The 25,556-nt window shown below is 73.6% G+C and carries 22 protein-coding genes; 15 read left to right on the top strand and 7 right to left on the bottom strand.

What is annotated here, in order from left to right; translation table 11 throughout:
• The first annotated feature begins 3 nt into the window (after positions 1 to 3).
• Genes sqr through D4B81_RS00360 form a run of 3 tightly spaced genes read left to right on the top strand, consistent with a single transcriptional unit; the run spans position 4 to position 2,213 of the window.
• Entirely contained in the window at positions 4 to 1,239 is a 1,236-nt protein-coding gene (sqr, locus tag D4B81_RS00350) for a type III sulfide quinone reductase, selenoprotein subtype (protein WP_122260563.1), read from the top strand.
• Between the two features lie 5 nt (positions 1,240 to 1,244).
• Positions 1,245 to 1,547, top strand: coding sequence for a TusE/DsrC/DsvC family sulfur relay protein (locus tag D4B81_RS00355; RefSeq protein WP_122260817.1), 303 nt, complete (start codon positions 1,245 to 1,247; stop codon positions 1,545 to 1,547).
• 15 nt (positions 1,548 to 1,562) lie between these two features.
• Positions 1,563 to 2,213, top strand: coding sequence for a DsrE/DsrF/DrsH-like family protein (locus D4B81_RS00360; protein WP_237565718.1), 651 nt, complete (start codon positions 1,563 to 1,565; stop codon positions 2,211 to 2,213).
• 1 nt (position 2,214) lies between these two features.
• Here D4B81_RS00360 and D4B81_RS00365 read toward each other — a convergent pair whose 3' ends face one another.
• Entirely contained in the window at positions 2,215 to 2,637 is a 423-nt protein-coding gene (locus D4B81_RS00365) for a VOC family protein (protein WP_122260819.1), read from the bottom strand.
• A 182-nt stretch (positions 2,638 to 2,819) separates the two neighbouring features.
• Between D4B81_RS00365 and D4B81_RS00370 the strand changes: the two genes are divergently transcribed.
• Positions 2,820 to 4,079, top strand: a complete 1,260-nt coding sequence (locus tag D4B81_RS00370) for a DUF445 domain-containing protein (protein ID WP_237565719.1) — start codon at positions 2,820 to 2,822, stop codon at positions 4,077 to 4,079.
• Between the two features lie 86 nt (positions 4,080 to 4,165).
• On the opposite strand, the gene D4B81_RS00375 is transcribed toward D4B81_RS00370, so the two are convergent.
• Positions 4,166 to 4,609 carry an SRPBCC family protein gene (locus D4B81_RS00375; RefSeq protein ID WP_122260564.1) on the bottom strand — a complete coding sequence of 148 codons (444 nt, stop codon included), beginning with the start codon at positions 4,607 to 4,609 and terminating at the stop codon, positions 4,166 to 4,168.
• Positions 4,610 to 4,817: 208 nt separating this feature from the next.
• Between D4B81_RS00375 and D4B81_RS00380 the strand changes: the two genes are divergently transcribed.
• Positions 4,818 to 5,276: a hypothetical protein gene (locus tag D4B81_RS00380; protein ID WP_161964933.1), complete on the top strand. Its 459-nt coding sequence runs from the start codon at positions 4,818 to 4,820 to the stop codon at positions 5,274 to 5,276.
• A 4-nt stretch (positions 5,277 to 5,280) separates the two neighbouring features.
• Here the strand turns inward: D4B81_RS00380 and D4B81_RS00385 are convergent, their stop codons facing one another.
• Positions 5,281 to 6,348: a glycerophosphodiester phosphodiesterase family protein gene (locus tag D4B81_RS00385; protein ID WP_122260566.1), complete on the bottom strand. Its 1,068-nt coding sequence runs from the start codon at positions 6,346 to 6,348 to the stop codon at positions 5,281 to 5,283.
• A 27-nt stretch (positions 6,349 to 6,375) separates the two neighbouring features.
• Positions 6,376 to 7,413 (bottom strand): alkaline phosphatase family protein, encoded by a 1,038-nt coding sequence (locus tag D4B81_RS00390; RefSeq protein ID WP_122260567.1) that lies wholly within the window; start codon positions 7,411 to 7,413, stop codon positions 6,376 to 6,378.
• A gap of 6 nt (positions 7,414 to 7,419) precedes the next feature.
• Here D4B81_RS00390 and hrpA point away from each other — a divergent pair, with 6 nt between their 5' ends.
• From hrpA to D4B81_RS00410, 4 genes are all read left to right on the top strand, one after another.
• Positions 7,420 to 11,604 carry an ATP-dependent RNA helicase HrpA gene (gene hrpA, locus D4B81_RS00395; RefSeq protein WP_419866221.1) on the top strand — a complete coding sequence of 1,395 codons (4,185 nt, stop codon included), beginning with the start codon at positions 7,420 to 7,422 and terminating at the stop codon, positions 11,602 to 11,604.
• Between the two features lie 63 nt (positions 11,605 to 11,667).
• Positions 11,668 to 12,363 (top strand): VOC family protein, encoded by a 696-nt coding sequence (locus D4B81_RS00400; protein ID WP_122260569.1) that lies wholly within the window; start codon positions 11,668 to 11,670, stop codon positions 12,361 to 12,363.
• A 119-nt stretch (positions 12,364 to 12,482) separates the two neighbouring features.
• Positions 12,483 to 13,691: a dephospho-CoA kinase gene (gene coaE / locus D4B81_RS00405; RefSeq protein WP_122260570.1), complete on the top strand. Its 1,209-nt coding sequence runs from the start codon at positions 12,483 to 12,485 to the stop codon at positions 13,689 to 13,691.
• Between the two features lie 154 nt (positions 13,692 to 13,845).
• On the top strand, positions 13,846 to 15,999 hold the full coding sequence (locus D4B81_RS00410) for a multicopper oxidase family protein (protein WP_237565720.1): 2,154 nt from the start codon (positions 13,846 to 13,848) through the stop codon (positions 15,997 to 15,999).
• Between the two features lie 4 nt (positions 16,000 to 16,003).
• Here D4B81_RS00410 and D4B81_RS00415 read toward each other — a convergent pair whose 3' ends face one another.
• Complete coding sequence (locus D4B81_RS00415) at positions 16,004 to 18,139, bottom strand: S9 family peptidase (RefSeq protein WP_122260571.1); 2,136 nt, start codon at positions 18,137 to 18,139, stop codon at positions 16,004 to 16,006.
• 122 nt (positions 18,140 to 18,261) lie between these two features.
• Here D4B81_RS00415 and D4B81_RS00420 point away from each other — a divergent pair, with 122 nt between their 5' ends.
• Positions 18,262 to 19,230 carry a PAC2 family protein gene (locus tag D4B81_RS00420; protein WP_122260572.1) on the top strand — a complete coding sequence of 323 codons (969 nt, stop codon included), beginning with the start codon at positions 18,262 to 18,264 and terminating at the stop codon, positions 19,228 to 19,230.
• Between the two features lie 35 nt (positions 19,231 to 19,265).
• Here D4B81_RS00420 and D4B81_RS00425 read toward each other — a convergent pair whose 3' ends face one another.
• Positions 19,266 to 19,724, bottom strand: coding sequence for a hypothetical protein (locus tag D4B81_RS00425; protein ID WP_122260573.1), 459 nt, complete (start codon positions 19,722 to 19,724; stop codon positions 19,266 to 19,268).
• A 245-nt stretch (positions 19,725 to 19,969) separates the two neighbouring features.
• Here D4B81_RS00425 and D4B81_RS00430 point away from each other — a divergent pair, with 245 nt between their 5' ends.
• From D4B81_RS00430 to D4B81_RS00450, 5 genes are all read left to right on the top strand, one after another.
• Complete coding sequence (locus tag D4B81_RS00430) at positions 19,970 to 20,698, top strand: EcsC family protein (protein ID WP_237565721.1); 729 nt, start codon at positions 19,970 to 19,972, stop codon at positions 20,696 to 20,698.
• Between the two features lie 70 nt (positions 20,699 to 20,768).
• The gene (locus D4B81_RS00435; protein WP_122260575.1) at positions 20,769 to 21,890 is read left to right on the top strand and encodes a DUF4192 domain-containing protein; all 1,122 of its coding nucleotides are present in this window, start codon (positions 20,769 to 20,771) and stop codon (positions 21,888 to 21,890) included.
• 90 nt (positions 21,891 to 21,980) lie between these two features.
• Complete coding sequence (locus D4B81_RS00440) at positions 21,981 to 22,391, top strand: universal stress protein (protein WP_097186587.1); 411 nt, start codon at positions 21,981 to 21,983, stop codon at positions 22,389 to 22,391.
• A gap of 244 nt (positions 22,392 to 22,635) precedes the next feature.
• A complete protein-coding gene (locus tag D4B81_RS00445; protein WP_122260576.1) occupies positions 22,636 to 24,372 on the top strand; it encodes an RNA polymerase sigma factor in 1,737 nt (578 codons plus the stop codon).
• Positions 24,373 to 24,480: 108 nt separating this feature from the next.
• The gene (locus D4B81_RS00450; protein WP_122260577.1) at positions 24,481 to 25,038 is read left to right on the top strand and encodes a GNAT family N-acetyltransferase; all 558 of its coding nucleotides are present in this window, start codon (positions 24,481 to 24,483) and stop codon (positions 25,036 to 25,038) included.
• 35 nt (positions 25,039 to 25,073) lie between these two features.
• Here D4B81_RS00450 and arfB read toward each other — a convergent pair whose 3' ends face one another.
• Positions 25,074 to 25,544 (bottom strand): alternative ribosome rescue aminoacyl-tRNA hydrolase ArfB, encoded by a 471-nt coding sequence (gene arfB / locus D4B81_RS00455; RefSeq protein WP_122260578.1) that lies wholly within the window; start codon positions 25,542 to 25,544, stop codon positions 25,074 to 25,076.
• Between the last annotated feature and the right edge of the window lie 12 nt (positions 25,545 to 25,556).

Below are 25,556 nucleotides of genomic sequence, written 5' to 3' on the forward strand. Positions count from 1 at the left end.
GGTATGAGAACGCTCCTGATCCTCGGGGCGGGCACCGCTGGGACGATGGCCGCCAACCACCTGCGCAAGGTCCTCGGGGACGACTGGTCGATCACCGTCGTCGACCGGGACACGGACCACCACTACCAGCCCGGTTACCTCTTCGTGCCGTTCTGGATGGAGCCGGGCCGCGTGGTCCGGGACCGTCGGCCGCTCCTCGCCGAGGGCGTCACCTTCGTCGAGGGCCGGGTCGCCCTGGTGCACGCGGAACGCTCGGAGGTCGGGCGCGCCGACGGCACCGGTATGACGTACGACTGGCTCATCATCGCCTCCGGCACCCGCCCCGACCCGACGATGGTCGAGGGCATGGCCGAGGCGCTTGCCCGGCGCGAGGACGTCCACGACTTCTACACCCTCGAGGGGGCGACCGCGCTGCGCGAGAGGCTGCGGACCTTCGAGGCCGGACGGCTGCTCGTGCACGTGTCCGAGATGCCGATCAAGTGCCCGGTCGCGCCACTGGAGTTCGCGTTCCTCGTGGAGGACCACTACCGCCGTCGCGGGCTGCGGCACAAGGTGGACATCACCTTCGTCACCCCGCTCGACGGCGCCTTCACCAAGCCGGTGGCCGCGGGCGAGCTCGGCGGCCTGCTCAAGGACCGCTCGATCCGGCTGGCTGCCGACTTCGCGGTGGAGCGGGTGGACGGTGAGGCCGGCACCCTGGTCGCCTACGACGGCCGGGAGCTGCCCTTCGACCTGCTCGTGACCGTGCCGCCCAACGTGGGTCAGCAGTTCGTCGTGGACTCCGGCCTCGGCAACGACGCCGGCTTCGTCCCGGTCGACAAGCACACCCTGCGGTCGGTGGAGCACGAGCGGATCTTCGTCCTCGGTGACGCCAGCGACATCCCCATCTCCAAGGCCGGGTCCGTCGCGCACTTCGCCACCGAGTCGTTCATCGACAACTTCCTCGCCGCCGTCGAGGACCGTCGGTTGCCGAACTCCTTCGACGGGCACGCCAACTGCTTCGTGGAGTCCGGTCGCGGGCAGGCGATGCTCCTCGACTTCAACTACGACACCGAGCCGCTGCAGGGCGCCTACCCGCTGCCCGCCGTGGGCCCGATGCGGCTGCTGCGGCCCTCCCGGGTGAACCACCTCGGCAAGCTCGCGTTCGAGCAGATCTACTGGCGCATGCTGCTGCCCGGCCACCGCCTCCCCGTCCCCAACGAGATGTCGATGGCCGGCAAGCGTCGGCCGAAGGAGTGACCACGATGCCCACGAACACCCTCAACGGCCGGACCTTCCAGGTCGACGCCGAGGGCTTCCTCACCCGCCGTGACGAGTGGAGCGAGGACCTGGCGGCCCTGCTCGGGCTCGACCTGGACGAGGCCCACCTCGCGCCGCTGCGCTTCATGCGCCAGGACTCCGCCGTCACCGGCGTCACCCCCACGCTGCGGAGGATGCAGACGGTCGGCGGTTTCGGGGTCAAGGACCTGTTCACGCTCTACCCCGGCAAGCCGGCCAAGAAGATGGCCTGGCTGGCAGGGCTGCCCAAGCCCGTCGGCTGCGTCTGAGAGGAGACCGACATCATGACCACCATCACCATGCCTCCCGAGGGCTTCCTCATGCCCGACTTCGGCGACCGTCACCGCGCCGCCGGGTCCACGTCCCGGGCCCCGTCCCTGGACGCCGCGCCCGGCGAGGCGTCCGCTCCCGCCGGTGACGCGGCATACCGGGGGCCGCGCAAGATGGCCTTCATCTGCTCCAAGGGCAACCTCGACATGGCCTACCCGGCCCTGATCATGGGCAACGCCGCCCTCGGCGAGGGCGTCGAGGTGCACATCTTCTTCACCTTCTGGGGCATGGACATGATCAACACCCGGACCAACGACCGGCTGAAGTTCACGCTGGCCGGCAACACGGCGATGCACATGCCCGACCTCGGGCGCGTCCGGCCGGGTCTGGAGCACCTGTCGATGCCGCAGGCCATGGGCAACCTGCCCGGGATGACCCAGTTCGCCACCCGGATGATGAAGAAGCAGCTGGAGGAGCTGGAGATCCCGACGGTCCCCGACTTCCTCGACCTGCTCGCGGCGTCCGGGGCGCACCTGTACGCCTGCCGGCTCTCCTACGACATGATGAAGGTCATCGAGGCCGACCTGCACCCGGCCGTCGAGGGCGTCATCAGCGCGAGCGACTTCATCGAGATCGCCGACGGCGCGCAGGTCATCTTCGTCTGAGTCAGGCGGCCCCGCCGGCGATGTTCACCATCCACCCGATGCCGTAGCGGTCGGTGACCATGCCGAAGTGGTCGCCCCAGGGTGCGCGCTCGAGCGGCAGCGTGGTGCGTGCCCCGTCGCAGAGGCGCTCGTAGACGCCGCGCAGCTCCTCCTCGTCCTCGGGACCGCCGCTGAGCGAGACGCCCACGTTGTCGCCGGGGGAGTACGGCATGCCCTCGGGGGTGTCGGCGCCCATGAGCACGAGACCTCCCGGGGTGGTCAGCATCGCGTGCATGACCAGGTCGGCCGCCTCCTGATGGTCCCCACCCATCCCGCCCTCGGCATACGTGGTCACCGTGAGGTCCCCGCCGAGGACGGACTGGTAGAAGGACATGGCCTCGCGGGCCTGGCCCTGGAAGTTGATGTAGGGGTTGAGCGTCACCATCGCGGTCTCCCGGTGCTCCTGCGGCCACCCGGTGCGGCCGTCCTCGTGCAGTGTGACCGGCGCCACCGACAGAAGTCATCGCTCGGTGGAGGCGAGGCGTCGTCAGGGGCAGCGGTTACGCTCGCACCTGCGCACCAGCACCGCACCCGCGCAGCCACCGCACCGCCAGGGGAGGCCCCACCGTGACCACGCTGACCGACCGGTCCGCAGCCCGGGTCGACGACGAGACCCGTCGGGCCGGCCTGCGTCAGATGCGCGCGGTCGCGACCGGGCTGCTCGTGCTCATGGCGGTCATCTACGTCCTCACCCACGGACGCGACGGGGCGTGGGGCTACGTCAACGCGGCGGCGGAGGCCGGGATGGTCGGCGCGATCGCCGACTGGTTCGCCGTCGTCGCGCTGTTCCGTCACCCGCTGGGGCTGCCGATCCCGCACACGGCGCTGGTGCGGAGGCGCAAGGACGACCTCGGCGCCAGCCTCGAGCAGTTCGTCACCGACAACTTCCTCACCCCCCAGGTGCTGCGGGAGAAGTATCTCGACGCCGAGGTCGTCCTACGGCTGTCCGGGTGGCTGAGCCGGCCGGAGAACGCCGAGCGGGTGATGGGCGAGGCCGTGCCGTTCCTGCGTCGCGGTATCGAGCGCATCGACGAGGACGAGCTGCGCACCTTCGTCGAGAACGTCGTGCTGCCCCGGGTCCGCAAGGAGCCGCTGTCACCCGTCGCGGGCCACCTGCTGGAGCGGGTCGTCGAGGACGGCTCGCACCACGGTCTGGTCGACCTCTTCGCCCGCGAGCTGCACGCCTGGCTGGCCCTCCACCAGGACGAGGTCGAGGGGATGCTGCGCTCGCGCGCGCCGACGTGGGCCCCCGCGTGGGTCAACGACCAGGTGACGCGACGCGTCTACCAGGAGGTGCTCCGCTGGGCGCGGGAGGTCAAGGACGACCCCGGGCACCGGGTCCGGGAGGCGCTGGACTCCTACCTCCACGACCTCGGCACCGACCTCCAGCAGGAGCCCCGGACCATGGAGCGCTTCGAACGGCTCAAGGAGCGTCTGCTGGACCACCCGCAGGTCAGCGCCACCGGCGTCCGCCTGGGCGAGACCTTGCGCACCACGCTGCTCGAGGCGCTGGACGACCCGAGCGGCCACCTGCGCACCCGCCTCGCGACCGAGCTCGCGGCCATGGGCCGACGGGTGGTCGAGGACGACGGCGTCCGGGCCCGGCTCGACGCGTGGAGCGCCGACCTGGTCGTCGGGCTGGTCGAGCGGTACGGGCCGGAGCTGACGTCGGTCATCTCCTCCACGATCCATCGCTGGGACGCCGCCGAGGCCTCGGACAAGATCGAGCTGCACGTCGGCCGCGACCTGCAGTTCATCCGTCTCAACGGCACCATCGTCGGGGCGCTCGTCGGCCTGGTCATCCACACCGTGTCCCACTTCCTCTGACCCGGGACGTCCGCAGCGACACGGGGCCCGGCGTCACGGGCCGGGCGACCCGCGCCGGGCGCCACGCGCCGGGCGGGCGCGAACGGTCAGGCGGGCCGTCCCTCGACGACGTCCCGCAGCGTGCCCGCGGTGAGCGCCCAGCCCGACGTGGCGAGCGCCCAGCGGGTGGCCTCCCACGGGCCGCTGGCGCGGTGCGTGATCCGCAGCGACGTGCCGGACGCCGTCCCGTCGAGGTCGACCTCCAGGAAGCCCCGCACCCCCGCCGGCAGGTCCATGCGGCCGCACATCTCGAGGTAGCGGGTCTCGCACAGCCCGGTCACCGTCCCCCACGCGGGACCGCCCCGGCGACCGGAGCCACCACCCTCCAGGAGCTGCCCCCCGACGAACGCGTCCAGGCTGGCCTCGTGGGAGCCGCGGCGGCTCACCGTGTGCCACCAGGTGGTGAGGTCCTCCGTCAGGGTGCGCCAGACGTACCGGACGGGCGCGTCGATGTGGACCTCGTGGCTGACCTGCAGGCACGTCCGTGTCATGGTCGTCCTCCTCGCACCGTCGGCGGCGGCGGCCGCTGGGTCGCACGCTAACGAGGTGATGTTGCGGGGACGTCACGCCGAGGTAACAGCTCGTCGTCAGCCGCAGGACGTCCTCGCCCGTCCCAGCCCTGACCCGGTCCTGCGCAGGTCGGAGGGGGTTGTGGACAACTTCTGCGCGTCGGGTGCCGGTCGCGCCATGCTGCGGCGCATGAGCTTCGAAGACCTTCCGAAGGACTGGCCGGCACGCCCCCTCGACGACGTCAGCGTGGCCGCCTCGGTCGTGGACCTGTGCGTCAGCGACCGCGACCGCGGCGTGGGCGGGCTGAGCGTCCTCCTGTGCCGCACCGACCGCACGCTGAGCCAGCCGGTGTTCGTCGAGGAGGTCCCCGGCTCCGAGCTGTGCGAGGTGGTCGCCCGGATGGTCGAGGCCGGCTCCCACCTGCCCGGCGTCGGTGGCGTGGTGGTCTCGGTCGTCCGTCCCTGGGGTGCGGTGACCGACCTGGACCGCGCGGCCCACCAGAGCGCCCTCGAGGCGTGCCGGGGCAGCGGCATCCCCCTGCTCGGGATGTATGTCGTCACCCGCGCCTCGGTCACGCACCTGCCGCTCGCCGAGGGGCTCGAGCTGCACCCCGGCGCGGCCTCACGGGATGCCCCGGACGCGGCCTGACCGCTCACGGTGGGCCCGGGTCACCGCCCGGACCGCCCGGCGCTCCCGCCCGGAACGACGCCACGGCGCCCGCCCCCACGTCCGGGTGGTCGGTGAAGAACCCGTCGACCCCCAGCTCGAGGAAGGCCAGGACCTGGCCCTGCAGGTCACCGTGCTCGAGAGGGTCGGTGCCCCTGCGGAAGTCGGCGTAGAGGTAGAGGTTCTCCGCGCGGAACGTGTAGGGGTGGACCGCGAGCCCGGTGTCGTGCGCGCGGGCCACCAGACCCGTGTCGGGCCCGAGCTCCCCCTCGGGTCCGGCGGCGAGCACCATCGTCAGCTCCGGACCGATCGCGGTGACCCCGGCGGCGACGAGCTCGGCGAGGCCGTCCCGCCCGGCGTACCACGCGAAGTCGCGCCGCCCGTCGCCGGCGCGGACGCTGTCGGCGGGGGAGCCGGACGGGGCCAGGAGGAAGACGGTCGGGGTGCGCAGCAACAGGTCCTCCCGCAACCGGGCGAGGTTGTCCAGCTCGAAGGACTGCACCAGCACGGGCGCGTCAGGGCGGTCGAGGCCGTGCGCCCGCAGCGCGGCCACCAGCGGCGGCTCCAGCGCCAGACCGAGCCCGGCGAAGTAGCTCGGGTGCTTGGTCTCGGGGTAGACGCCGACCTCCCGTCCCAGCTCGGTCGACAGCTCCTCGCGCAGCTGCAGGATCTCCTCCAGGGTCGGGACCGGGAACGCCCCGTCGTGACCGGTGTTGGCCGGCCGGACGTGGGGCAGCCGTTCCCGGGCCCGCAGCGTCCGCAGCTCGGCGAGCGTGAGGTCCTCGGTGAACCACCCCGTCACCTCGACCCCGTCCACCACCTTGGTCGTGCGCCGGTCCGCCAGCTCGGGGCGCTCGGCCACGTCGGTGGTGTCGTCGATCCGGTTCTCGTGCCGGGCGACGAGCACCCCGTCCCGGGTCGGCACCAGGTCGGGCTCCAGGTAGTCGGCCCCCATCCGGGCGGCCAGCGCGTAGGAGGCGAGGGTGTGCTCGGGGGTGTACCCGCAGGCGCCCCGGTGACCGATCACGACGGGGGACCCGGTCGAGGCGCGCACGGCGGAGACGCTACCCGCAGGGGCGCCTCACCGCCGGTCGAGCCCCAGGCCCAGATCCTCGGCCTCCACCAGACCCACGGCCTGGGCCGCGCACCCGAGGGCGGGAACGTCCAGCACCTCGCTCATGGTCCGCAGCGTGTCGCAGTGGTCGGTGCGGCGGTCCACGGTCGTGCCCGCCAGCACCGGGTGGAACACCAGTGTCGCGATGTCGTTGCTCAGCGTGCTGCCCTCGTCCCAGGTCAGGACGACGAGCAGGTCACCCGAGCGGTAGTCGCTCGAGCCGAGGATGCGCGGGAGCCAGCGGGACAGCCACGCGTCACCCTCCTCCACCCGGTCGCCCGTGCACGCGTCCCCGCCGTGCATGTCGTGGCACAGGTCCGGCACGACGAGGGAGAACGCCGGCAGGCCGGAGGCCAGCCCTTCGCGCAGGGCGCCGCCCTCCGTGTCGCCCAGCGGGACCTGCCACCTCTCGCACCGCTCCGCCTCGCTCGGGTAGTAGGGGGCGGCGGTGTGGCGGACGGCGTAGCGACCGTCGTCGCTGTCCTGGCGCTGGCAGGTGGTCCTCATCCCCTCGGCGTAGACCCGCCACTCCCGTCCCGACGTGGCCACCTCCTCGAAGAGGTTCGGTGCCTCGACCTGGAGGGAGCCCGGCCCGTCGCTGTTGCACACCCCGTGCGTGGACCCGCTGGTGAGCAGCAGGTAGGCGGGCAGGGACGGGCAGAGGGTGGGGTAGCCGGCCTGCATGTCCGTCACCCGCGCCGCCTGGCCCACGACGCCCTCCAGGTATGGCGTGCGGCCGGCACCGAGGACCTCCCCGACCTGGGTGTTCTCCTCCATCAGCAGGAGCACCTTGGTGGGGGACGACGCCGCGTCCGCGGCCCCCCCGGCCGAGGTGGCCGCCGGGTCCGAGGTGGTCGCCGCGTCCGGGAGGGCCGTCGCGTCCGGGGTGGCCGGCCCCGTCACGGAGGTGCTCCCCAGCACCGGGCCGGACGGTCCCGACGGCGCGGTGCAGCCGACCAGCAGGGCCGCGAGGCCGAGCGCGAGGAGCCGGGACGTCGTGCCCACCCGGGCATGGTCCCACGGGCCGGGAGCTGGCCCGGGGCCGGCCCCACCTCGGTCGTCACGGGTCGGAACCCGGTTGCGCCGACGCCTACAGTGGAGCGCGTGCCCGAACCCGCCACCTCCTCCCGGCCGCGGCGCCGTCCGCCCCGCGGAGGACGGGCCGAGGGCGGGCGGCATACCCGGCAGGAGAGCCTCGTGGCGGCGCGACGGGCCTCCCTGCCCGCCCCGGACTCCCTGCACTTCCCCCCCGACCTGCCGGTCAGCGAGCGGCGCGAGGACATCCGGGAACTGATCCGGGACCACCAGGTGGTCATCGTCGCCGGGGAGACCGGGTCCGGCAAGACCACCCAGCTGCCCAAGATCTGCCTGGAGCTGGGGCGCGGCGTCGAGGGGATGATCGGGCACACCCAGCCGCGCCGGATCGCCGCGCGCTCGGTCGCCGAACGGGTCAGCGAGGAGCTGGGGGTCGAGCTCGGGACGACGGTCGGCTACCAGGTGCGGTTCACCGACCGCTCCCGCGAGGACACGCTCGTCAAGGTGATGACCGACGGCATCCTGCTCGCGGAGCTGCAGCGCGACCGCATGCTGCGCCGCTACGACACGCTCATCATCGACGAGGCGCACGAGCGCAGCCTCAACATCGACTTCATCCTGGGCTACCTGCGCCAGCTGCTGCCCCGGCGCCCGGACCTCAAGGTCCTCATCACCTCGGCGACCATCGACGTGCACCGGTTCGCGGCGCACTTCGCCGACGCCCAGGGTCGGCCGGCGCCGGTCATCGAGGTGTCCGGGCGCACCTATCCGGTCGAGGTGCGCTACCGGCCCCTGGTGCGCGAGGTCGCCCCCACCCGTGGCGGCGTAGACGCCGCACCCACGCGCGTCGAGATCGACCAGGTGACCGGGGTCGTCGAGGCGGTCGAGGAGCTGTGGACCGAGGCGACCGGCCGCGACGGCCGGGGGGAGGACGTCCTCGTCTTCTGCTCGGGGGAGCGGGAGATCCGCGACGTCTGCGACGCCCTGGAGGGTATGCAGCTGCCGTCCACCGAGGTCCTGCCGCTGTACGGGCGGCTCTCGGCGGCGGAGCAGCACCGGGTGTTCTCCCGGCACGCGGGGCGCCGGATCGTGGTGTCGACCAACGTCGCCGAGACCTCGCTCACGGTCCCCGGGATCCGCTACGTGGTGGACACCGGCACGGCGCGCATCAGCCGCTACAGCCAGCGGCTCAAGGTGCAGCGGCTGCCGATCGAGCCGATCAGCCAGGCCTCGGCCAACCAGCGCTCCGGACGCTGCGGGCGCCTCTCGGACGGCATCGCGATCCGGCTCTACTCCGAGGAGGACTTCGCCGCACGGCCCGCGTTCACCGACCCCGAGATCCTGCGCACCAACCTCGCCAGCGTCATCCTGCAGATGACCTCGCTGGGCCTGGGGGAGATCGAGAAGTTCCCCTTCCTCGAGCCTCCGGACTCGCGGCAGATCGCCGACGGCGTGCGGCTGCTCACCGAGCTCCAGGCGATCGACCCGGCGGCGCCCGCGCACCTGCCGCGCGAGCGGATCACGGCCTACGGCCGGGCGATCGTCGCGCTGCCCGTCGACCCGCGACTGGCCCGGATGCTGGTCGAGGCGGAGCGGCAGGGGGCGCTGAAGGAGGTGCTCGTCATCGCCGCGGCGCTGTCCATCCAGGACGTGCGCGAGCGGCCGGCCGACAACCAGGCCCAGGCGGACCAGGCGCACGCCCGCTTCCGTCAGGTCGGGGGAGTGCCCGGGGGTGGGCGCGACGACGCGCGCACCGCGGCCGCCACAGCGAAGGAACCGGTCCGCGTCCAGGGCGCGGGTGGGCAGGGACCGAAGGGCGGCTCCGGCCGGGGGGCGGAGCCCTCCGACCGGGTCGACTCCGACTTCCTCGTGCTCCTCAACCTGTGGCGCTACCTGCAGAAGCAGCAGAAGGACCTGTCCGGCAGCGCCTTCCGTCGCCTGTGCAAGGCGGAGTTCCTCCACTACCTCCGGGTGCGGGAGTGGCAGGACCTGCACACGCAGCTGCGGCAGGCCGCCAAGAGCCTCGGGCTGCAGCTCAACGAGCACCCGGCCAAGCCCGACCAGGTGCACCAGTCGCTCCTCGCCGGGCTGCTCTCGCACGTCGGCATGTGGGAGCGGGAGCGGCGCGACTACCTCGGTGCCCGGGGTGCGCGGTTCGTCCTGCAGCCGGGCTCGGTGCTGCACCGGCGCAACCCCGACTGGGTGATGACGGCCGAGCTCGTCGAGACGTCCCGGCTCTGGGCGCGGACGAACGCGGTGGTCGACCCGGCGTGGGTCGAGGCCGCGGCGCAGCACCTCGTCAGGCGGTCCTACTCCGAGCCCCGGTGGTCCCGGTCGTCGGCCTCGGCGGTGGCGGAGGAGCGGGTGACGCTCTACGGCATACCTCTCGTCGCGGGGCGCGCGGTCCCGCTCGGGCGGACCGACCCCGAGCTCGCGCGGGAGCTCTTCCTGCGCACCGCGCTCGTCGAGCAGGACTGGGACACGCGTCACGAGTTCTTCCACGCCAACCGGCGGCTGGTCACCGAGCTCTCGCAGCTGGAGGCCCGGGCGCGGCGGCGCGACATCCTCGTCGACGACGAGGCGCTGTACGAGTTCTACGACCGCAGGGTCCCGGCCGAGGTCGTCTCGGGGGCGCACTTCGACACGTGGTGGAAGCAGGCGCGGCGCCGGGACCCGCAGCTGCTCACCTTCACCGAGGAGCTGCTCGTCGGGGACGCCGCGTCGGCCGTCAGCGCCGACGACTTCCCGACCGAGTGGACCCAGGGCGAGCTGACCTTCGGGCTGACCTACCAGTTCGAGCCGGGTGCGGACGCCGACGGCGTGACGGTCCACCTCCCCGTCGAGGTGCTCAACCAGGTGCGCGAGGACGGTTTCGACTGGCTGGTCCCAGGCATGCACGAGGAGCTCGTGACGGCCCTGATCAAGGCGCTGCCCAAGGACGTCCGGCGCAACTTCGTGCCGGCGCCCGACCACGCCAGGGCGGCGCTGGAGGGTATGCGGCAGCGCGAGGTGGTCGGCCCGGTGCCGGTCCGCGAGGCGCTGGCTGCCGAGCTGACCCGGCGCGGGCTGGTCCGGGTGCATGCCGCCGACATCGACTGGGAGCGGGTCCCGGAACACCTGAGGATGACGTTCCGGGTGGAGCGCGCGGTGAGGGGCGGCGGGTCCCGGACACGGGGCCGGGTCGAGGTGCTGGGGGAGGGCAAGGACCTCGCGGCCCTGCAGGACGCGCTCGCCGGTCAGGTGCGCACCACGATGGCCGCCGCGGCGTCCGGCGTCGAGCGGTCGGGGCTGACGACGTGGCCGGCGGACCTGGACCCGTTGCCGGAGACGTTCAGCCGTCAGGTGGGACCCCGTGCGGTGCAAGGCTTCCCGGCGCTGGTCGACACCGGGGCGGCCGTCGACGTGCGCGTCCTGGCGACCCGGTCCGAGGCTGACCGGGAGACGCTGCGCGGCGTGCGGCGGCTGCTGCTGCTCAACACCCAGCCGCCGTGGAAACGGCTGCTCGCCCTGCTGACCAACCAGCAGAAGCTCTCCCTGGGCCACAACCCCCACGGCTCGGTGCCGGCGCTGCTCGAGGACGCGCTGGCGGCCGCCGTCGACTCGGTCGTCGCCGAGCAGCCGGGCGCGACGGTGCGCACGCCCGCGCAGTTCGAGTCGGCCCTGGCCGGGGTGCGGCAGCTGGCCGTGCCGCGGGTGCTGGAGATCGTGGAGTCGCTCGTGCCGATCCTCGACACGGCGCGTGACGTCTCGCTGCGGCTGCAGCGGCTGACGACACCGGCCGCGGCCGACATGGCGGTGGACCTGCGGCGTCAGCTCGACGCGCTGGTCCGGCCCGGGTTCGTCGCGGACGTGGGTCACCGCCGGCTGCCGCGCATGGTGGTGTGGCTGCGGGCGATGGCCGAACGTCTGGACAAGGGGGTGCAGGACCTGCCCCGCGACCGGCAGCGGACGCAGGAGGTGCAGGTCGTGGAGGCGGAGCTGGAGAAGTTCGTCGGCACGCTGCCGCCGCACCGGCGGCAGGACCCGGACGTGCTCGACGTCGTGTGGTCCGTCCAGGAGCTGCGGGTCTCGCTGTTCGCCCAGCGCCTCGGCACCGCCGGCCCGATCTCGGCCAAGCGGATCTACACCGCGATGGACGCCGCCGAGGACGCCACCACCTGACGGGTCGCGGCACCCGGCCGGCCGCCACTCGACCCGCGGCCCCGCGTACGTCAGGCTGGTCCCATGACCGAGGACACGCAGGACCCGACGCAGGCGCAGCTCTCCACCGACCCGGAGCTGGGCGACTGGCGCGTGCTGCTCGGCACGCTCGTCGCCAGGTGGGAGACCGGCGGCTTCCGGGCGGGTGCGGAGTTCGCCGGGCGGATCGCCGTGGTGGCCGACGAGCTGGACCACCACCCGGACGTCGACCTCCGCTACCCGCACGTGACCGTCACGACCGTCAGCCACGACGTCGGCCGCCTCACCGGCCGGGACCGGCGCCTCGCGGCCGCCATCAGCGGGATCGCCCGGGAGCTGGGCCTCACGCCGCGACCGGGGCAGCTGAGCGTCCTGGAGGTCGGTCTCGACGTGATGTCCGCACCCGCCGTCGCCGACTTCTGGCGAGCCGTGCTCGGCTACGACACGGAGGCCGGATCCTCCGTCGACGAGCCGGCCCTGATCGACCCCGCCGGCCGGCACGCCGGCCTGTGGTTCCAGCAGATGGACCAGCCGCGCACCGAGCGCAACCGCTTCCACCTCGACGTCACCGTGCCGCACGACGTCGCCCGGGAGCGGGTGGCCAGGGCCCTGGCGGCCGGTGGGCGTCTCGTCAGCGACGAGCACGCCCCGTCGTGGTGGGTGCTCGCCGACGCCGAGGGCAACGAGGCCTGCGTCTGCACCTGGCAGGGGCGGGGCGGCGGCGAGGCCCAGGACGGCTGACCCCGGCCGTCGCGTCGACGCCGGGCGGAGCACGCTCACCGGGGTGCACCTCGCGGACGCCCGGCGAGCACGCTCACCGGGGTGCCCCTCGTGGACGGCCAGCGCCTAGCCTTGCCGCCATGCTCTGGGTCGGACTGTCGGGTGGCATCGGGTCGGGCAAGTCGACGGTCTCCGCACGGCTGGCCCGGCTCGGGGCGGTGGTCGTGGACTCCGACCGCCTCGCGCGCGAGGTGGTCGAGCCGGGTATGCCTGCACTCACCGCGATCGTCGAGCGCTTCGGTCCCGCGGTGGTCGGGTCGGACGGGGCGCTCGACCGGGCGGAGCTGGGGGCGGTGGTCTTCGCGGACGAGCAGGCACGGCTGGACCTGGAGGCGATCACCCACCCCCGGATCGCCGCGCGGACGCGGCAGCTGGCAGCCGCAGCACCGCAGGACGCCGTCGTCGTGCACGACATCCCGCTGCTCGTGGAGCTGGACCGGGCCGCGGACTACGCGCTGACGGTCATCGTCGACGTGCCGCAGGAGGAGAGGCTTCGACGCCTCGTCGACCTGCGGGGCGTGGCCGAGGCGGAGGCCAGGCGACGCATCGCCGCGCAGGCCACGGACGAGCAGCGACGGGCGGCGGCCGACGTGCTGCTCGACAACGCGGGGACGGTCGAGGAGCTGCACGACCGGGTCGACCGGCTGTGGGCCGGTCGGTTGGTGCCGTTCGAGGCGAACCTGCGGGCCGGCACCGGGTCCCGGCGGCCGGAGACGGTCGAGCTGGTGGGGCCGGACCCGGCGTGGCGGCCCGCGGCCGCGCGGCTGCTGGCCCGGCTGGGCGGGGCGCTGGGGTCGGCGGCGGTGCGGCTCGACCACGTCGGCAGCACCAGCGTCCCGGGGCTGCGGGCCAAGGATGTGATCGACCTGCAGGTCGTCGTCGAGGACCTGGCTGTGCTCGACGACCCGGGGGTGCGTGACCGGCTGCGGACGAGGGGGCTGGTCGTCGAGGAGGGTCGCGGGCGCTGGGACCACGCGCACGGCACCGGGACGACCAGGGGGCAGACGTCGCCCAAGCGGATGGTCGCCAGCGCCGACCCCGCCCGGGTCGTGCACTGCCACGTCCGTCCGGGCTCGTCGCCGGCCTGGCGGCTCGCGCTGCTCCTCCGTGACTGGCTCACTGCGGAGGAGGGGGAGCGCGACGCCTACGCGGGCCTCAAGAAGGGCCTCGCCCGCAGCGGCCTGGAGGAGAGCGACGACGCGACGGCGAAGGAGCCGTGGTTCGCCGCGGCGGTCCCGCGGGCGGAGGCGTGGGCGGCGCGCACGGGATGGGACGTCGGGGACGCCTGAGGAGCGGGCGGGACAGGGTCCGCGAGGTCGGGAGGGGGGTGGCGCCGATGTACTACGCGGAGTAGTGTCAGGCCCAGCAGGGGCGTCACGGGCGACGCGGGGACCTCACGGGACACCCCTCACCGTGCCCCCACGTGCCCCCGAGGTGAGTTCCGTGCAACTGTCCCGCCGTTCCTTCCTGACCTACACCGCGGGCGGGGCGCTCGCCCTGGTCCTGGTCGACCCCGTCACCGGCGCACGCACCGTGATGGCCGACGGTCTCGCGGGCCCGACCCTGCCGGGGTCCGGCATCCGCAAGTTCGTCACGCCGCTGCTCGTCCCGCCGACGATGCCGCGCACCCGTCGCACCGGCCCCGGCGGGCCCGTCGACCACTACGACATCTCCGTGCGCCAGTTCGTCCAGCAGGTGCTGCCCTCGGACCTCCCGGCGACCACGGTGTGGGGCTACGGCCCGGCCGCGGGCGGCGTGGGCCGGGCCCTCCACCACGCCCCGTCGATGACCATCGAGGCGGAGCACGGGGTACCGGTACGGATCCGCTGGATCAACGGCCTCGTCGACGCCGACGGCCGCTACCTGCCTCATCTGCTGCCCGTCGACCCCACCCTGCACTGGGCCAACCCTGAGCAGCGACCCGGCGCGGACGGTGTGCCGCGCACCGACGTCCGCCCCGACCTCGACGGCCTCACCTACGTGCCGCCGGAGGAGTTCACGGACCCGCAGACCCAGTACACGACATACCGGGGCCCGGTCCCGATCGTCATCCACCTGCACGGCGCCATGGGGATGGGGGACGAGTCGGACGGCTACCCCGAGGCGTGGTACCTCCCCGACGCGGTCGACGTGCCGACCGGGTACGCCCCGTACGGCACCTGGTACACGTTCTTCCGGGACAAGTCCGAGGACCTCTTCGGGGTCGAGTGGGGCAGGGGCGAGCAGGTCGCGCACTACCCGAACGCCAACCGCGACTCCACGCTGTGGTTCCACGACCACGCGCTGGGCATCACCCGCCTCAACGTGTATGCCGGTCCCGCGGGCTTCTATCTCCTGCGGGGCGGGGACCACGGCGAGCAGAACGTCGTCGACGCCCGGACCGGACGCCGCGCGGTGCTGCCGGCGACCGCGCCGACCGCCTCCCGTGGTCGCGGACGGGTGCCGACCTACGAGATCCCGCTCGCCATCCAGGACCGCTCGTTCAACGCCGACGGGTCGCTCTTCTACCCGGACACGCGGGCCTTCTTCGACGGCTACGAGGGCCCGTTCGTCGGCGAGGAGGAGAGCCCGATCGCGCCGGTGTGGAACCCCGAGTTCTTCGGCGACGCGATCATCGTCAACGGACGGACGTGGCCGTTCGTCGAGCTGGAGCGGCGGCGCTACCGGCTGCGGTTCCTCAACGGGTGCGGCTCACGCTTCCTCATCCTCGACCTCGGCGCGCTCGCGACGAAGGGGGCCCGCGCGCACCAGATCGGGAACGACGGTGGCTTCCTGCCCGCCCCGCACGACCTGGCCGACGACGGGATGCAGCTCCTGCTCGGCCCGGCCGAGCGCGCGGACGTCATCCTCGACCTCACCGACGTCGAGGAGGGGGACTACGAGATCACCAACCTCGGTCCAGACGAGCCCTACGGCGGCGGGGTGGTCGGCGACGACTTCGACCCGGCCGACCCCGCGAGCACCGGGCTCGTGATGCGGGTGACCGTCGTGCCGGTGCGCGGCCGGGACCTCACCACCCCCGCGGAGCACCTGGTGCTCCCCGCCCCGCCCGCCCCACCGGAGGAGGTGTTCGTGCGTCGGCTCGCGCTGCTCGAGCACATGCACGACGTCCACGACCACGAGGTCGAGGAGGGCGAGGCCCCGGCCGCGGCCCTGCTCGGCGTGCTGCACGGCGACCCCACTGTGCGGGCCGAGGCCCAGCCCCTCACCTGGGCCGACCCGGTCTCGGAGAACCCCGCCGTCGGCGACACCGAGGTCTGGGAGTTCTACAACCTCACCGCCGACGCCCACCCGGTCCACGTGCACGAGACGCCGTTCGAGGTGCTGGACAGGCGGGCGATCAGCGTCGAGGAGGCGGAGTACGTCGTCGGCGTGGGTGATCCGCTCGGGCCCGTCCCGGCCGGCGACCGGGGTCTGAAGGACACGGTCATCTCCTACCCGGAGACCGTGACCCGCGTCCGGATGACGTTCACCAACCCCGGCCAGTTCGTCTGGCACTGCCACGTCCTGGAGCACGAGGACAACGAGATGATGCGGCCCTACCGGGTCGGGCCGGTCCAGGAGGGGCAGCCCGCCGACGGGCCGCACCACCACTGACCGCTCAGGCCGTGGCCGCCTCCTCCGGGGCGACGAGGCCGAGCTCCTGCGGCAGCGCGTCGGGCTCCTTCCCGAGCACGTGCTCGGCGAGGAAGGCGTTGACGACGGCGTACCAGACACGGGCGTGCTGGGGCGCGAGGATCCAGTGGTTCTCCTGCGGGAAGTAGAGGAAGCGGTGGACCGTCGACCCGTCCTCGGACGCCGGCAGGCCGGAGCGCGACAGCAGCTCGTACCAGAGGCGCAGGCCCTCGCCGATCGGCACGCGGTAGTCCTTGTCCCCGTGGATGACCAGCACCGGTGTGCGGATGTCCTCGACGAAGCGGTGCGGTGAGTGCGCCTCGCCCATCTCGGCCGTCATCTCGCGCTGCCAGTAGTAGGCCGCGTCGGTCGTCGGCCCGAAGCCGTCGAGCGCCCACAGCGACGCGTGCGTCACCACGGCCCGGAACCGGTCGGTGTGCCCGGCCACCCAGTTGGCCATGTAGCCGCCGAACGACCCGCCCATCGCCGCGGTCCGCTCCTCGTCGACGTCCTCGCGGGCGACGACGGCGTCGGTGATCGCCATCAGGTCGGTGAACGGCGCGTCGCCCCAGGCCCCCCAGCCGCGCTGGACGAACTCCTGCCCGTACCCGGTCGACAGCGCGGGGTCCGGCAGCAGCACGGCATACCCCTGGGCGACCATCAGCCACGGGTTCCACCGCCACGTCCACGCGTTCCACGAGCCGAGCGGGCCGCCGTGGATCCACAGCAGCAGGGGGTGGCCGCCGGGCGCCGGGTCCTCCGGGAGCGCCAGCCATCCGCGCACCCGCGAGCCGTCCGCCGCCGTCGTCTCGACCTCCTCGAGCCGGCCCGGGACCCGCGGCCGCTCGACCGGGCCGGGGAGCATGGTGACCTCGCCCGAGGCCAGGTCGAGCCGGACCACCTCCGGGGGGAAGAGGTAGGAGCTGCGCACGCCGTAGGCGGTCCGGCCGTCGGGCGCGACGACCAGGTCGCTCCAGGCCGCGTCGTCGTCGGTCACCTGGGTGACCTCGCCGGAGGCGACGTCGACCCGGAACACCGGCCGGCGCCCGTCGCTGTCGGCCAGCGCCAGCACGGCCGACCCGTCCGGGGTCCACGCCACGGGGGAGGCCCAGCGGTCCCAGTCGTGGGCCAGCGGCGTCGTCGCGCCGGACTCGGTGTCGACGAGGAACAGCTGCGGGTGGGGCGGATCGGTGGGGGAGGTCACCCGGTCGAGCACGACGACGGCGCGCCGTCCGTCGGGGCTGACCGGCCCGGGGGAGACCTCGGTCCCGTCCCGGTCGATCAGGGTGTGGCGCTCGCCCGAGGAGAGGTCGACGCGCACCAGGGCGGAGCGCTGGTCGGCACGGGCCATCGGCACCGGGACCGACAGGAGGGCGAAGGTGCCGTCCGGCGAGACGACCGGGGCGGGCTCGTGCAGCGGGGCGGGCAGGTCACCGGTGAGCAGCCGCAGCCGCAGCTCGGGGGCCCGGTCGACCGTACCCGGCAGTGGGGGCCCCGCCTCGTCCTCGCGCTGGTCGTCCTCCTCGGCCACGGGGGACCGCATGGCACCGCGCTCGACCGCGAAGACGTGGGGCCGTTCCGGTCCGAGGTCGTGGTCCCAGTAGCGGATCGGGTAGCGGCTGTGGAGGATCGCGTCCACGCCACCCTCCTTGCGGGCCTTGACCAGGGTGGCGTGCTGCGCCTCGTCGGTCGCACCGGGCAGCAGGCCGGCCGTCACGACCACCCGGTCCGCCGCGCGGGCGCAGTGCACCGAGGCCACCCCTCCCGGCCGGCTGAGCACCACCCGGGCCTCCCCGCCACGCGCGGGGATCAGCCACAGCGCCGTCCGCGGCTCGTCCTCCTCACCCTCGGGGTCGGGCCGGGAGGAGGTGAAGTAGAGGTCGCCGTTGGCCGCGAACGCCGCCCCCGACTCGCCCTTCGTGCTGCGGGTGAGGCGGTGCGCCGGGCTCTCCCCGGCCGGGTCCACCTCCCACAGGGCCGAGGCGTACCCGGTGCCCTTGCGGTTGAGGGTCGCGACCGTCGTGACGAGCCGGCTCCCGTCCGGGGACATGGCCAGCCCGGACACGCGGGGCACGGCGACGTAGTGGGAGAGGTCGTGGAAGACGCTCACGGGTGCGGTCATGCCCTCTGTCCTATCATCCGGCACCGACGCTGTCGCGCGGCGCCGCGCGCGCACGGCATACCCTCGGAATCCCGGGCGCCCCGGCGACGTTGCAACCGGAGTCCGACGAGAGGAGACCACCCGTGACGAACCACTCGCCCCTGTTCCGGCTGGAGACCGACACCGCGAGGCAGCCGCAGCAGGCGCCCCTGCTCATGGTGTCGCTCGAGGGTTTCCTCGACGCCGGCCAGGTGCGCACGACGATCGCCGAGCACCTGCTCGGGACGCTGCCGCACGAGGTGGTCGCCAGCTTCGACGTCGACGAGCTCGTCGACTACCGCTCGCGCCGGCCGCTGATGACCTTCGACAGCGACCACTACTCGGACTACGACGACCCCTCCCTCGTCCTCTACCGGCTGGCCGACGCTGCCGGTGAGCCGTTCCTGCTCCTGCACGGCATCGAGCCCGACTACCGGTGGGAGGCGTTCATCGAGGCCGTCCACCAGCTGGGCCTGGCCTTCGGCGTGCGCCGGGTCGTCAGCGCCCACGGGATCCCGATGGCGGTCCCGCACACCCGTCCGGTCGGTGCGACCCGCTACGCCAGCGACAGCAGCCTCCTCGCGGACCAGCAGGCGGTCTTCGGCACCGTGAAGGTGCCCTCGAGCGCCGAGTCCCTGCTGCACCTGCGGATGGCCGAGTCCGGGCTGACGACGATGGGTGTGGCCGTCCACGTGCCGCACTACCTGGCCGAGACCCAGTTCGGGGACGCCGCGGTCGCCGCGCTCGACGGGGTCATGGACCTCACCGGGCTCGTCCTGCCCACCGCAGACCTCGTCGCGATGGCGGCGGTCACCCGTGGTCGGATCGACGAGGAGCTCTCCCAGAACGACCAGGCGCGCGAGATCGTGGAGACCCTCGAGACCGGCTACGACCGGTTCATCGAGGGTCAGCGCAAGCGCAGCCTGCTCGCCGCCGAGGTCGCCAACCTGCCCAGCGCCGACGAGATCGGGGCCCAGCTCGAGGCCTTCCTCGCCGACCCCGAGGCTGTCGACGACGCCCTGCACGAGGACGAGGGCGGCAGCCCCGACGAGGCGGGCGAGCCCCACGCCTGAGCCCTCCCGCCGCGGCGTCGCCCTCCGGTGTCCGGTCAGTCCGGCGGGGGCAGGTCGTGGCGCGGCCCGCGCGGCGGCGTCCGCTCCCAGGAGGCGCTTCCCGGGTATGCCGCGGCGGACCCCCTCGTCTCCGGCATCAACCGGGACAGCGGGATGGAGCCGTGCCCCTCGGGCATCCGCCGGCGGCCGGCCAGCACCGCCAGCACGGCCAGGACCACGCCGACGGCCAGGAGCAGCGTCCCGAGGACGACGCCCGTCCCGCCGGCCAGCCCGGTGGCCACCGTCCGCTCGGCGTGCGGTCCGGCGTAGACGGGGTCGGGGGTCGAGCAGCTGAGCACCGTGGGCCCCGCCGGGAACCCCTCCGGGCTGCGGGCCACCTCGTAGAAGCGGGACCCGGCCACGGTGACGGCATACTCGGCGACCGGGCGCAGCAACGTCGCCCCGTCGGCCGTGCAGACGGTGTCGGCGAGGGTGCCGGCGGAGCGGGACCACACCGACAGGCCCTCCTCCCGACCTCGACCTGCTGACCAGGGGTGAAACCGACGAGGGCGGGGGCCGGCCGTGCCGCCTGGGCGGTCAGGCCCAGCACGAGCAGCGCCGCGCCGACCACCGCCGCGAGGGCGGCGAGCACCCGCAGGAGGGGTCGCGGGTCGCGGCCGGGCGAGGTCGACATGGCGGGAAACCTAGCCCACCCCGTGCGAGGATGACGGAAACCAACCCCGTTCTCAGGAGGACACCCGTGGGTCTGTTCGGATCCGACGACAAGAGCCCCGCCACCACCGCAGCCGAGCCCGACGGGCAGCTGGACAAGGTCGCCAACGCCTTCATCGGCCGGCTCATGGACCTCGGCATCGACGGCGTGGGGCCCGTCGACTCCGTCGCCCAGGTCGTGGCCAAGGCGCGGCGCAAGCACGGTGCGGACGTCGAGTCCGCCGTGGCCGAGATCGTCCGCGACCACGTCAAGCTCGCCGGCGTCGCCGGCTTCGCCACCGGCGTCGGCGGTGTCGTGACGATGCCGGTGTCGCTGCCGGCCAACGTCGTGGGCTTCTACGCCCTCGCCACCCGGATGGTGGCCAGCGTCGCCATCCTGCGCGGCTACGACATCAGCACCCCCGGCGCCCGGGCGGCCATCACCCTCGCCCTCGTGGGGGCGGACGCGGACGACCTCATCAGCAAGGCCGGTCTGTCGGCGGCCAACCTCACCGGGTCCGGCCGGATCGCCCGCCTCGCGGTGTCCAGGATGCCCAAGGCCGCGGCGATGATGGTCAACAAGGCCGTCGCCTTCCGGCTGCTCACCACCGTCGGCGGCAAGGCGCTGAGCCGCGTCGTGCGCTTCGTCCCGGTCGCGGGCGGCATCGTCGGGGCCGGGTTGGACGGCCTGCTCATGAAGCGCCTGGCCGACCACGCCCGCCAGGAGTTCAGCCCGCGCGCGGCCGGCGAGGTCGTGCGGGACGCCGTCGAGGCCTGACGGCCCGGGTTATCCACAGCCTGCCCGGACGGGCCCGCGCGAGCGGGCCCGTTTTCGGCACTGTGGGGGTATGACGACCCACCAGACCTCCCAGACCCTGCTCCGGGGTGCCGCGCAGCTCCTCGCGGGCATCCCCTACCTCCTCGACTACCGACCCGAGCGCTCGCTCGTCCTCGTCGGCAGCGTGGTCGAGCGCGCCCGGCTCGCCCGCGAGGCCCGACCCAGGCTGCCCGTCTCCGTCCTGCTGCGCGTCGACCTGCCCGCGGCAGGGGAGGCGGACTCCCTGGCAGCCCAGCTCGCGGCGCCGGTCGGGCGGGTCGTGCGGGACCGGGGCCAGGGTCTGGTCGACCCGTTGCTGCTCGTCCACCTCTTCCTGCTGGACGCCACCGACGACGAGGCGACGGCGCTGCTCGCCGCGTGCCGGGAGCACCTCGCCCCGGCAGGGGCCGAGCTGCACAGCGTCCTGCTCGTGCGCGACGGCCTCTTCCGGTCCCTGCTGCCGCAGGAGTGCCCACCGGACTGCGACACCGACGAGCACCGGCTCCCCACCGGGTGGCAGCCGGTGCCCGACCCCGCCGACGTCCCGGGGGTGGCCGACCTCGTCCTGGAGGGTCGCAACCCGTCCCGGCGCCGGGAGGACGTGGTCGCCAGGGTCCGTGCCCGGGACGAGCGGTCGGCCGGCCTCACCACGGTGGCGCTGGGGGTGCTCGACCTGGACCCCTCCCGGCTGGACCGGGTGGAGGCCGTGGGGGTGCTCGGTCGGTGGGTGTGCGGGGGCGGGCAGCTGCCCGACCCCCGGGAGCGCGCCGCGATCGCCCGGACGACCGAGGACAGGTGGGTCCGCGACCTTCTCCTCGGGAGGTGGCTGCCGGACGTCTTCCCCCTCGCCGGTCTGCAGCTGACCCCGGAGGACCGCCGGCTTCTGGGGGCCCTCCCGCCGCTGCCGACCGAGACCGGGGACTGCGTCGAGCGGCTGCTGGACCTCGCCCGGGCGGTGCCGGCCCCCCTCACCCCGGCGCTGCTCACCCTGGTCGGGTGCCTCGCCTGGCGGCACGGTGAGGGCACGGTCGCCAACGAGGCCATCGACCTCGCGCTGGAGGTGGACCCGGACTACCGGATGGCCCAGCTCCTGCAGCGGGTGCTCGTGCACGGGATCTCGCCCTGGGCGATGAGGACCGCCGCCGCCGCCTGAGAACCCGCCCCGGAGGGCCGGAACGGGTGAGGTAGCCTCGCGACAGGATCACCTGCAGCACCCCCGTCTACCCAGGAGGAGACAGCGCCCATGTCGATCATCGTCGGCTACATCCCCACCCGCGAGGGCCGCGCGGCCCTGCGCAAGGCCTCCTCCGAGGCGAGGCTGCGCAGCACCAAGCTGGTCGTCGTCAACTCCCACCGCGGCGGACGTGACTTCGACGCGGTGGAGGCCCAGCGCTTCGAGGACGCGCTGGCCCAGGTGCAGCGTGACCTCGACGACGCCGGCATCGAGCACGAGGTGCGCGCGCTCGTCCGGGGCAACGAGCCGGCCGAGGATCTCGTCGCCGTGGCGGAGGAGAGCGACGCGGACGTCATCGTCATCGGGCTACGTCGTCGCACCCCCATCGGCAAGCTCATCCTCGGGTCCAACGCCCAGCGCATCCTTCTGGAGGCCACCTGCCCCGTGCTCGCGGTAAAGGCCGACGACGACGACGAGTGACGTCCGACCGCCCCGTCCTGGCACGCGTCCCGGCCCCTCGCCCAGGCGCCTGACCAGGACGATCGGCGGACGCGGCATACCCGGACGGCCCTCGACGTTTTATACTGTCGAGGGTCGCCTGCTTCCGAGGGCCGGAGGCGCACCTGTCCGACACCAGGAGGGCCCTCCGCCAGGCCCGACCGTCCATCCCGGGCCCAGCCCTCGCCCTCTGCCGCCCACTGTCCGAGAAGAGTTGGTTTTCGTCGTGACCGCCAAGACGCCCCGCCCCGTCGCCCCGACCGAGCTGCCCCCCGCCTTCGAGAACGAGGCGCTCCGGGCCCTGCTCGTGCAGGGCACCGAGGAGGGGCACGTCGCCATGTCCCAGGTGCGCGACGCGCTCCATGCCGCCGACGTGTCGACCCCCGCCTCGCAGAAGAAGGTGCTCCGCGTCTTCAGCGACGCCGCCATCGAGGTGCGCAGCGACGGCACGGACCAGACCGCGCCCGCCGGCCGGGCCCGCAAGACCGCTGCGTCCGACGGCGCCGCCGCCCCTGCGCGCAAGAGCGCGGCCAAGTCCACGGCGGCCAAGAGCGCCGCCCCCAAGGCAGAGTCGCCGGCCAAGACGACGGCGGCCAAGACCACGGCCGCCGAGACGACGGCCGCCAAGACGACGGCGGCCAAGACGACGGCGGCCAAGACGACGGCCGCCAAGACGACGGCGGCGAAGACCGCCACGAAGACCACTGCCACGAAGGCCGGCACCACCCGGGCCGCGGCCGACGCCGCAGCCGGCGACGCCCCCGCCCCGCGCAAGCGCGCGGCACGCAGGACCGCCGCCACCAAGGCGGCCGCCGCCGGGGGCGACGCCCCCGCCACGGACGCGGACGCCGAGCCGGATCCTGCGGCCCTGGAGGACCCCGAGCTCGAGGTCGACGCGACCGCCGTCGTCGCCGAGGACGGCGCGACCGAGACCGAGGACGGCGAGGAGTCGACGGACGGCGCTGCCGCGAAGCCGTCCAAGGACGACGACAGCTACGTGCTCTCCAGCGCCGACGACGACGACGCCCCGGCCCAGCAGGTCGTCACCGCGGGCGCCACCGCCGACCCGGTCAAGGACTACCTCAAGCAGATCGGCAAGGTGGCGCTCCTCAACGCCGAGCAGGAGGTCGAGCTCGCCAAGCGCATCGAGGCCGGCCTGTTCGCCGAGGAGAAGCTCAACTCCGGCGAGAAGATCGACGCCAAGCTCAAGCGTGAGCTGTGGTGGATCTCCAACGACGGCAAGAATGCCAAGAACCACCTGCTCGAGGCCAACCTGCGCCTCGTCGTCTCGCTGGCCAAGCGCTACACCGGCCGCGGCATGCTCTTCCTGGACCTCATCCAGGAGGGCAACCTCGGTCTGATCCGCGCGGTCGAGAAGTTCGACTACACCAAGGGCTACAAGTTCTCCACGTACGCCACGTGGTGGATCCGCCAGGCCATCACCCGAGCGATGGCCGACCAGGCCCGCACCATCCGTATCCCGGTGCACATGGTCGAGGTCATCAACAAGCTCGCGCGCGTCCAGCGCCAGATGCTCCAGGACCTGGGCCGCGAGCCCACCCCGGAGGAGCTGGCCAAGGAGCTGGACATGACGCCCGAGAAGGTCGTCGAGGTCCAGAAGTACGGCCGCGAGCCCATCTCGCTGCACACCCCTCTCGGCGAGGACGGCGACAGCGAGTTCGGAGACCTGATCGAGGACTCCGAGGCGGTCGTCCCGGCCGACGCCGTCTCCTTCACCCTGCTCCAGGAGCAGCTGCACTCGGTGCTGGACACCCTGTCGGAGCGCGAGGCCGGCGTGGTGTCGATGCGCTTCGGCCTCTCCGACGGTCAGCCCAAGACGCTGGACGAGATCGGCAAGGTCTACGGCGTGACCCGCGAGCGGATCCGCCAGATCGAGTCCAAGACGATGTCCAAGCTGCGCCACCCGAGCCGGTCCCAGGTCCTGCGCGACTACCTGGACTGACCGCGCCGCCCCCGGGGTCCGCTCAGGTCCTGGGGCGGCGGAGACCGACCGTGGCAGCGAGGTCCGGCGCCGGCTTCATGGCGCGCGACCGTGATAGGTGTAGTGGCCATGCCTGCCCGTCGCCTCCCCACGCTCCCGGGGCTCTCGGTCCGCAGGCTGGACCCGGACGACTGGCGCAGCTACGCCGACCTGCGCATCGCGATGCTCACCGACGCCCCGGACGCGTTCTGGACGACGCTGGCCGACGTCGAGGCGCGCACCGAGCAGGACTGGCGGCGCAGCTCGAACGGCAGCACCCTGCAGGCCCGGGACGGGCACGGCATACCGGTGGGCACCCTCACCCTCCTGACCGCCGCGACCACGCCCGACCTCGGCGTCAAGCCCGGTCCCGGTGACGCTCTCGTCCTCGCTGTCTACGTCGTGCCCGCGGCGCGCGGCCGGGGCGTCGTCGACGCCCTGCTCGACGCGGCGCTCACCCTCGCCCGCGACGAGCTCGGCGCGCGGCGGATGGTGCTGCAGGTCAACGAGCACAACCTCGGCGCCCGCAGGGTCTACGAACGGCACGGCTACCGGCTGACGGGGGAGTTCCTGCAGCACCCCGAGCGGCCGGGGGTGCGCGACCTCGAGATGGTCCGCCCGGTGGGTCTGCCCGACGACGGGAGCTGAGGAAGCCGACACGCGCGTGACGGCTGCGGCCTGCTTCAGCCGCCCTCCGGCCGGGGCCGTGCCCGGCCGGCCTTGAGGTCCGAGCGCTGCCTCTTGCTCTCCAGCCGGCGCCGCTGCGAGCCGCGCGTCGGCCTCGTACGCCGCCGGGGCGGGGGCGGGGGAGCGAGGGCCTCGCGGAGCAGCTCGGCGAGCCGGTCACGCGCGGCCCTGCGGTTGCGGCGCTGCGACCGGTGCTCGGCCGCCACGATCCGGACCCGCCCACCCACGAGGTATGCCGTCAGCGCGGCCGTTGCGCGTTCCCGCTGCGCGTCGTCCAGCACCGACGACGTGCCGGGGTCCCACCAGAGCTCGACCCGGCTGTCGGTGGTGTTGACGCCCTGTCCACCCGGGCCCCCCGCCCGGGTGAACCGCTCGACGAGCTCGCCGGCCGGCACGACGAGACCGTGGCGCAGGCCTGGCCCGGGTGGGACGACGAGGTCGAGTCCGGCGGCGTCCTGCGGGTGCACGTCCTCCAGTCT

Origin of the sequence: Ornithinimicrobium cerasi (genome assembly GCF_003702705.1) — a bacterium.
Lineage (GTDB): Bacteria > Actinomycetota > Actinomycetes > Actinomycetales > Dermatophilaceae > Ornithinicoccus > Ornithinicoccus cerasi.